The sequence below is a fragment of the Streptomyces sp. NPDC001927 genome, assembly GCF_053594455.1.
Window position 1 is genome coordinate 1,175,362 of record NZ_JBSFEN010000001.1, and the last position, 8,956, is coordinate 1,184,317.

2 protein-coding genes, 1 tRNA gene and 2 rRNA genes are annotated in these 8,956 nt (G+C 69.4%); 1 reads left to right on the forward strand and 4 read right to left on the reverse strand.

Going from position 1 to position 8,956, the window contains the following annotated elements; all coding sequences use genetic code 11:
* Positions 1-62 precede the first annotated feature (62 nt).
* Positions 63-5,561, reverse strand: coding sequence for a HAMP domain-containing protein (locus tag ACWCO8_RS04585; RefSeq protein WP_362012031.1), 5,499 nt, complete (start codon positions 5,559-5,561; stop codon positions 63-65).
* 270 nt (positions 5,562-5,831) lie between these two features.
* On the opposite strand from ACWCO8_RS04585, the gene ACWCO8_RS04590 reads away from it, so the two are divergent.
* On the forward strand, positions 5,832-8,483 hold the full coding sequence (locus ACWCO8_RS04590) for a SpoIIE family protein phosphatase (RefSeq protein ID WP_451030865.1): 2,652 nt from the start codon (positions 5,832-5,834) through the stop codon (positions 8,481-8,483).
* Between the two features lie 110 nt (positions 8,484-8,593).
* Here the strand turns inward: ACWCO8_RS04590 and ACWCO8_RS04595 are convergent.
* From ACWCO8_RS04595 to ACWCO8_RS04605, 3 genes are all read right to left on the reverse strand, one after another.
* Positions 8,594-8,669 (reverse strand) — tRNA-Thr (locus ACWCO8_RS04595).
* Positions 8,670-8,673: 4 nt separating this feature from the next.
* A 5S ribosomal RNA gene (gene rrf / locus ACWCO8_RS04600) occupies positions 8,674-8,790 on the reverse strand.
* 72 nt (positions 8,791-8,862) lie between these two features.
* Positions 8,863-8,956, reverse strand: a 23S ribosomal RNA gene (locus ACWCO8_RS04605); the annotation flags it as partial.

Below are 8,956 nucleotides of genomic sequence, written 5' to 3' on the forward strand. Positions count from 1 at the left end.
GTGGTGAGAGACCAGAAGGTTCCCCGGATCCCGCCCTCTCACACGCCCGCGGCGACAGTGCGTCAACAACCCTCGCTTCCGTTTCCGCGCATCCACTCCTCCATCACCGACAGCAGGTGATCGGGGTCGACCGGCTTGGTGACGTAGTCGGAGGCGCCCGACTCGATCGCCTTCTCCCGGTCGCCCTTCATCGCCTTCGCGGTGAGCGCGATGATCGGCAGCCCGGCGAACTGCGGCATCCGGCGGATCGCGGTCGTCGTCGCGTATCCGTCCATCTCGGGCATCATGATGTCCATCAGAACGACCGTCACATCGTCGTGCTGCTCCAGGACTTCGATGCCCTCCCGCCCGTTCTCCGCGTACAGGACCGCGAGTCCGTGCTGCTCCAGGACGCTGGTGAGCGCGAAGACGTTGCGGATGTCGTCGTCCACGATCAGCACCTTCTCGCCGCCGAACAGGAACGTACGGCGCGGCTCGGCCTCCACCCGGTCCTCGTCGGCCCCCTGCTCGCCCTGCCCGCCCCGGGCCGGCTGGCCCGGCAGCGCCGGCTGCCGCTCGTCGTACGCGGACTGCTGCACCGCCTTGCGCCGGTGCCGGAACAGCGCCCCCGCGCCGGAGCGCAGATCGGCCGCCATCGGCGTCGGCGGGAACGGCGGCAGGATCTCGTCGATCGAGCCGTCCTCCAGACCCGTGCGCGGGTCCACCGTCCCCTGCTCCCCCGGCCCGTAGCCGTGCGGCGGCAGCTCGCTGGGGCTCAGCGGCAGGTAGAGCGTGAACGTGGAGCCGCGGCCCGGCTCGCTCGCCGCGTAGATCTCGCCGCCGAGCAGCCGCGCGATCTCCCGGGAGATCGACAGACCCAGGCCCGTACCGCCGTACTTGCGGCTGGTCGTGCCGTCCGCCTGCTTGAACGCCTCGAAGATCACCCGCATCTTGCCCGCGGCGATCCCGATGCCGGTGTCCGTCACCGAGAACGCGATCAGATCGGCCTCCGGGTCGCGCAGCGAACCGGACTCCAGGAGCTGCTCCCGGATCGACTGCGGTACGTCCGTCCCGGCCGGCCGGATGACCAGCTCCACGGCGCCCGAGTCGGTGAACTTCACCGCGTTGGACAGCAGGTTGCGCAGCACCTGGAGCAGGCGCTGCTCGTCGGTGTGGAGCGTGGCGGGCAGCTCGGGCGAGACCCGGACCGAGAAGTCGAGCCCCTTCTCGGCGGTCAGCGGCCGGAAAGTGGCCTCCACGTAGTCGACGAGCTGGACGAGCGCGATACGGGTCGGCGAGACGTCCATCTTGCCCGCCTCGACCTTGGACAGGTCGAGGATGTCGTTGATCAGCTGGAGCAGATCGGAGCCGGCGCCGTGGATGGTCTCGGCGAACTCGACCTGCTTGGGCGACAGGTTGTGGTCCGCGTTGTCGGCGAGCAGCTTCGCCAGGATCAGCAGCGAGTTGAGCGGGGTCCGCAGCTCGTGCGACATGTTGGCCAGGAACTCGGACTTGTACCGCATGGAGACCGCGAGCTGTTCGGCCCGCTCCTCCAGGACCTGCCGGGCCTCCTCGATCTCGGTGTTCTTCACCTCGATGTCCCGGTTCTGCCGGGCGAGCAGTTCGGCCTTCTCCTCCAGCTCCAGGTTGGAGCCCTGGAGCTCCTTCTGCCGGTGCTCCAGCTCCGCCGAACGCTCGCGCAGCTGCTCGGTCAGCTCCTGGGACTGCTTGAGCAGCACCTCGGTCTTGGTGTTGACGCTGATGGTGTTGACCGTGGTGGCGATCAGCTCGGCGAGCTGGTTGAGGAAGTCCCGCTGGATCTGCGTGAACGGCTGGAAGGAGGCCAGCTCGATGACACCGAGCACCTTCCCCTCGAAGAGGACGGGAAGGACGATCACATGCGCCGGGGCGGCCTCGCCGAGCCCGGAGGAGATCTTCAGATAGCCCGGCGGCACATTGACCTGGATCGTCCGCTTCTCCTCGGCCGCCGTCCCGATGAGCGTCTCACCGGGCCGGAACGAGGTCGGCATCGAACCGGCCGAATAGCCGTAACTGCCGCGCATCCGCAGCTCGTACGCGTTCTCCCCCTGGCGGCCGAGTTCGGCGCTCGCGGAGACGGTCGGCATCGCCACGAAGAAGGCGCCGTGCTGGGCGGAGACGACCGGGGTCAGCTCGCTCATGATGAGCGAGGCGACGTCGTCCAGGTCGCGCCGGCCCTGCATCAGGCCGGAGATCCGGGCCAGGTTGCCCTTCAGCCAGTCCTGCTCCTCGTTGGCGAGGGTGGTGTCGCGCAGGTTCGCGATCATCGTGTTGATGTTGTCCTGGAGCGCCTGGATCTCGCCCGCCGCGTCCACGCCGTCGATCTTCAGGTTCAGATCGCCCCGGGTCACCGCCGTGGCGACGGCCGCGATCGCGCGCACCTGCCGCGTCAGGTTCCCGGCCATCTCGTTCACGGACTCGGTCAGGTCGCGCCACGTGCCGTCGACGTCCCGGACGCGCGCCTGGCCGCCCAGGATGCCCTCCGTACCCACCTCGCGGGCCACGCGCGTGACCTCTTCGGCGAAGGAGGACAGCTGGTCGACCATCGTGTTGATGGTGTTCTTCAGCTCCTGGATCTCACCGCGCGCGTCGATGTCGATCTTCTTGGTCAGGTCGCCCTTGGCGATGGCGGTCGTGACGGCGGCGATCTGGCGCACCTGGCCCGTCAGGTTCGAGGCCATCGAGTTCACCGACTCGGTGAGGTCCTTCCAGGTGCCCGAGACACCCGGAACCGTTGCCTGGCCGCCCAGTTCGCCTTCCGTACCCACCTCACGGGCGACTCGCGTCACCTCGTCCGCGAACGAGGACAGGGTCGTCACCATCGTGTTGACCGTGTCCGCCAGCTCGGCGACCTCGCCGCGCGCCTCGACCGTCACCTTCTTCGTCAGGTCGCCGTTGGCGACCGCCGAGGAGACCCGGGAGATGTTCCGCACCTGACTCGTCAGGTTGTTGGCCATCAGGTTGACGTTGTCGCTCAGGTCCTTCCAGATGCCGGTGACCCCGCGCACCCGCGCCTGACCGCCGAGGATGCCCTCCGTACCCACCTCGCGGGCGACTCGCGTCACCTCGTCCGCGAAGTTGGACAGCTGGTCGACCATCGTGTTGACGGTCGTCACCAGCTCCAGGATCTCGCCCTTGGCGTCGACGGTGATCTTCTTCGACAGGTCGCCCTTGGCGACCGCCGTGGTGACCTCGGCGATGTTCCGCACCTGAGAGGTCAGGTTGTTGGCCATGAAGTTCACCGACTGGGTGAGGTCCTTCCAGGTGCCGGAGACCCCCTGCACCTCGGCCTGACCGCCCAGGATGCCCTCCGTACCCACCTCACGGGCCACCCGCGTCACCTGCTCCGCGAAGCTGGAGAGCTGGTCGACCATGGTGTTGAGGGTGTTCTTCAGCTCCAGGATCTCGCCGCGCGCGTCCACGTCGATCTTCTGCGACAGGTCACCACGCGCCACCGCCGTGGCGACGCCCGCGATGTTGCGGACCTGGGCGGTGAGGTTCCCGGCCATGCCGTTCACCGAGTCCGTCAGATCCCGCCACACACCGGCCACACCGGGCACCTGCGCCTGACCGCCGAGCCGCCCGTCCGTGCCCACCTCGCGGGCCACCCGGGTCACCTGATCCGCGAACGCGGACAGCTGGTCGACCATCGTGTTGATGGTGTTCTTCAGCTCCAGGATCTCGCCGCGCGCGTCCACGTCGATCTTCTGCGACAGGTCACCCCGCGCCACCGCCGTCGTGACCTGCGCGATCTGCCGCACCTGCGACGTCAGGTTGCCGGCCATGAAGTTGACGGAGTCGGTGAGCTCCTTCCACGTACCGGAGACACCGTCGACCCGCGCCTGACCGCCGAGGCGGCCCTCCGTGCCCACGTCCCGCGCCATCCGCGTCACCTGGTCGGCGAAGTTCGACAGCTGCGACACCATCGTGTTGACGGTGTTCTTCAGCTCCAGCATCTCGCCGGCCACGTCGACCGTGACCTTCTGCGACAGGTCACCATTGGCGACCGCCGTCGTGACCTGCGCGATGTCCCGCACCTGACCCGTCAGGTTGCGGAACGCGTTGTTCACCGAGTCGGTCAGGTCCTTCCAGGTCCCCGCCGCGCCCGGTACGTGCGCCTGGCCGCCGAGCAGACCCTCGACACCGACCTCCCGCGCGACCCGGGTCACCTCCGAACCGAACGCGGACAGCTGGTCCACCATCGTGTTGACGGTGTTCTTCAGCTCCAGCATCTCGCCGGCCACATCGACCGTGACCTTCTGCGACAGGTCACCGTTGGCCACCGCCGTCGTGACCTGGGCGATGTCCCGCACCTGCGTGGTGATGTTCCGGAAGACCGTGTTGACCGAGTCCGTCAGGTCCTTCCACGTGCCGGCCGCGCCGGGCACCTGCGCCTGACCGCCGAGCAGACCCTCGGCGCCGACCTCGCTCGCCACCCGGGTCACCTCGTCGGCGAACGTCCGCAGCGTCTCGGTCATCTGATTGATCGTGTCCGCGAGCTGCGCGACCTCGCCGCGCGCGCTGACCGTGACCTTCTGGGTCAGATCGCCGTTGGCGACCGCCGTCGTGACCTCGGCGATGCCCCTCACCTGATTGGTGAGGTTTCCCGCCATCGTGTTGACGGAGTCCGTGAGGTCCTTCCACACACCGCCGACCCCGGCGACCTCCGCCTGACCGCCCAGCTCGCCCTCGGTACCCACCTCACGGGCGACTCGCGTCACCTCGGCGGAGAACGACGACAGCTGGTCCACCATCGTGTTGACGGTGTTCTTCAGCTCCAGCATCTCGCCGGCCACATGAACCGTGACCTTGTTGGACAGATCACCCCGGGCCACCGCCGTCGTGACGAGAGCGATGTCACGTACCTGCGCGGTCAATCGATACGCCATCGTGTTGACCGAGTCCGTGAGGTCCTTCCACGAACCGGACATTCCACGCACCTGGGCCTGACCGCCGAGGATGCCCTCCGTACCGACCTCGAGCGCGACCCGCGTCACCTCGTCGGTGAACGCCGACAGCTGGTCGACCAGGTTGTTCACCGTCCGGGCGACCTTCAGGAACTCCCCGCGCAGCGGCCGGCCCTCCGGCCCCTCGGACCGCAGGTCCATCCGCTGCCCCAGGTCACCCTCGGCCACCGCCGACAGCACCCGTCCCACCTCGGAGACGGGCCGCGTCATGTCGTCGACCAGCGCGTTCGCGGCCTCGATCGCCGCCAGCCACGCGCCCTCGCTGGGACCGGCCTCCAGGCGCTCGGACAGCTTGCCCTCACGCCCCACCATGCGCCTGACCCGCGACAACTCGCCGGTCAGATGCATCTGCCGGTCCGCGACCTCGTTGAAGACGGCGGAGATCTCCGCCATCATCCCGTCGCCGGACACGGTCAGTCGTTTACGGAAGTTCCCGTCCCGCATCGACACCAGGGCGGCCAGCAGCCGCTCCATGGCCGCCGCGTCCACCTGCACCGTCTCACCGCTCCGGGGCCGTCCGCCCTTCGCGCGCGTCGTGCCACCACCACCGCGCCGCGCCGCCGTGCCAGACTCCACCGTGTCCCTCCCGAAGGGGTTGACCGTACTGCCCGGGCCGTCACCACAAGCCTGCCCAGTGTTTCACCGCAGCCGAACCTGGCGATAACAGTTCGGCAGCTTCGCATAGCGTCCCCGTCCCCGTGGGACGGAAACAGTTGCGACCGGCATCCGCTCGGACAGCGAAGGTAAGTAACCTGGCATCCGGCTGTCCAACCGCCCCGGGCCGCCCGGCGGGGGCGGGGTGGCGCGAAACGACCACCGGGCGCAGCGGGAGGGGCAGACCGAACCATGGCGGAGCCGGGCGTCGAGACGCGTACGAGGAGTTCTGTGATCACCGCGCGGGCGGCTGCCACCTTCGACCCGGTGGGGCGGTCCGTCGCGACCGCCCGCGCCTTCGTCCGGGACACCCTCCAGGGCTGGGGGTACGCCGAGGTCGTCGACGACGCCGTCGTCCTGACCAGCGAACTCGTCACCAACGCCGTCATCCACGCCGGCACCGCGGCCGACGTCCTGTGCCTGCGCAGCGAGGACGGCATCCGCGTCGAGGTCGCCGACCGCTACCCCGAACGCGAGATCCCCGTCCAAGGCAGCCGCACCCTCGCCCACCCCGACCGCGAGAACGGCCGGGGTCTGCTCCTGTGCGCAGCCCTCGCCACCCGCTGGGGCGTCGAGTACACGCCCTCCCGGAAACATGTCTGGTTCCAGCTCGATCTGCCCGAGCGCCCGATCGGCACCCGCTCCGCCGGACCGGTCCTCCCCGACGCCCTCCTCCCCACCGCCGACAGCCGCGTCCGCGTCGCCGTCGCCCAGATCGACCGCGGCGGCGCCATCACGTCCTGGAACGAGGACGCCGAGGAACTCTTCGGGTACGCCGCCGAGCAGGTCACCGGCAAGCCCCTCGGCGACCTCGCCGCCTGGCCGCACACCCCCGGCATCGGCACCGGCCTCGCCGAGGCCCTGCGCCTCTCCCGCTGGGAGGGCAGCTACGGCGTCCGCTGCGCCGACGGCCGCATCATCCCGGTCTACGCCTCCCACCTCCGCGTCCGCGACGCCGCGGGCGAACCCTCGACGGTCTGCCTGCTGGTACGGGAGTACGAACGCGCCATCCTCCAGACCCCACAGCGCCCCGCGGTCTCCGACCCGGGCGCCGAGAACCGCGCCACGGACCCCTTCGAGGTCTTCATCGGCTCCCCGGCCCCCGACGACCTCGACGGCCTCCTGCAGCGCACGGTGGAGCGCGCCCGCGACATGCTCGACGGCGACTCCGCCTTCCTCCTGCTCGCCACCGACGACGAGACCGAGTTGGAGGTCCGGGCCACCACCGGCCTCCCCTCCGCCCGCCAGCGCTTCGCCCGCGTCCCCGTGGAGACCGGCGCCAGCCGCTACGGCTCCGCCAGGATGCCGGCCGTCCACGAGGACCTGGCGGCCGTCCCCGGCGCCGTACCGCTCCTCGAAGGCACCGGCATGCGTTCCGTCGTCACGGTGCCGCTCAAGGTCGAGGGCCGCCTCACCGGCTCCCTGGGCGTTGCCGCCGAAGGCTCCAACCGCTACTCCAACGAGGAGGCCCTGCGCCTCCAGTTCGCCGCCGACCGCATCGCGCTCGCCGTCGAGTCGGCCCGCCTCGGCGAGCTCGAACGGCTCCGCCGCGGCTCCCTCAGCTTCCTCGTCGAGGCCTCCGACCTGCTGGCCGGCACCCTCGACCGCGACCAGACCCTGGCCCTCATGGCCCAGATGACCGTCCCGACCCTCGCGACCTGGTGCGCCGTCTACACGATCGCCGACCAGGCCTCGGACCCGTACCTCTCGTACGTCCTGCACGAGGACGAGGACCGCATCGACGGACTCAAGGCCCTGCTGTCCTCCATCGCCCCGCCGGACCCGGTCCCGACCCCCGGCGCCCGCGTCTGGTCCGCCCCGGGCGAGGCCGCCCACCGGGCCGCGCTCAGCACCTCGATGCGCGAACTCGGCCACGGCAGCGGCCCGTTGTCCGCCGGTATCGACACCACGCTGGCCACGGCCGCCGCGGTCGGCGGCGAGACGGTGGTCCTGCCCCTGGTCGCCCGCAACCGCGTCATCGGCATGCTCACCCTCGGCAAGCCCTCCGACGACCACTTCCGCCAGGAGATCCTGGAGCTCGCGGAGGACCTCTCCCGCCGAGCCGCCCTCGCCCTGGACAACGCCCGCCTCTACTCGGAGCGCATGGCGATCAGCCAGTCCCTCCAGCGCAGCCTGCTGCCGCCCGGCCTCCCTCAGATCGACAACGTCGAGGTCGAGGTCATCTACCGCGCGGCCGGCGAGGGCAACGAGGTCGGCGGAGACTTCTACGACCTCTTCCCGATCCGCGACAACGCCTACGGCTTCGCCATCGGCGACGTTTGCGGTACGGGCCCGGAAGCCGCCGCCGTCACGGGCCTGGCCCGCCACGCCCTCCGCCTGCTCGCCAGGGAGGGCTTCGGCGGCCCGGCTGTCCTGGAGCGCCTGAACGCGGCGATCCTCGACGAGGGCGCCCGCAGCCGCTTCCTGACGCTCCTGTACGGCGAGATGTGGCCCCAGGAGGACGGCTCCGCCATCCTCAAGGTCGTCTGCGCCGGCCACCCGCTGCCACTGCGCCTGCGCCAGGACGGCACGGTCGTCCCGGCCGCCGACCCGCAGCCTCTCCTCGGCGTCATCGACGACCTGGAGCTGTACGAGCAGACCATCACCCTGGAACCGGGCGATGTCCTCCTCTGCGTCACGGACGGCGTCACGGAACGCCGTGAGGGCACGAGGATGCTCGGCGACGACGGCCTGATCGAGGTCCTCAAGACGTGTACGGGCCTGACGGCCGGCGCGGTCGCCGCCCGCATTCTCCGCGCCGTGGAACGCTTCGCCCAGGAGCCCGCCTCCGACGACATGGCCATCCTGGCCATGCGCCTCCAGGAGCCCCTGAAGGCCATCTGACGACAGAGACGAGCGGGTCCCTGCTCCCTTTGGGGGGAGCAGGGACCACTTACTTGAGCTGAAAACAAAGAAGGCCCCCGCCTGATGGCGGGGGCCTTCTTTGTTTTCAATGGAGCCCTTTAACGGAATCGAACCGTTGACCTTCTCCTTACCATGGAGACGCTCTACCGACTGAGCTAAAAGGGCGGGAGTTCGGCGGCGTCCTACTCTCCCACAGGGTCCCCCCTGCAGTACCATCGGCGCTGAAAGGCTTAGCTTCCGGGTTCGGAATGTAACCGGGCGTTTCCCTAACGCTATGACCACCGAAACACTATGAAGATATCAACCGGATGACAACACGGTCGTTACTTCAGAACTAACACAGTGGACGCGAGCAACTGAGGACAAGCCCTCGGCCTATTAGTACCGGTCAGCTCCACCCATTACTGGGCTTCCACATCCGGCCTATCAACCCAGTCGTCTACTGGGAGCCT

What these genes read in the sequence shown, in the direction of transcription:
- ACWCO8_RS04590 (WP_451030865.1), top strand. Translation starts at nt 5,832, where the DNA reads ATGGCGGAGCCGGGCGTCGAGACGCGTACGAGGAGTTCTGTGATCACC.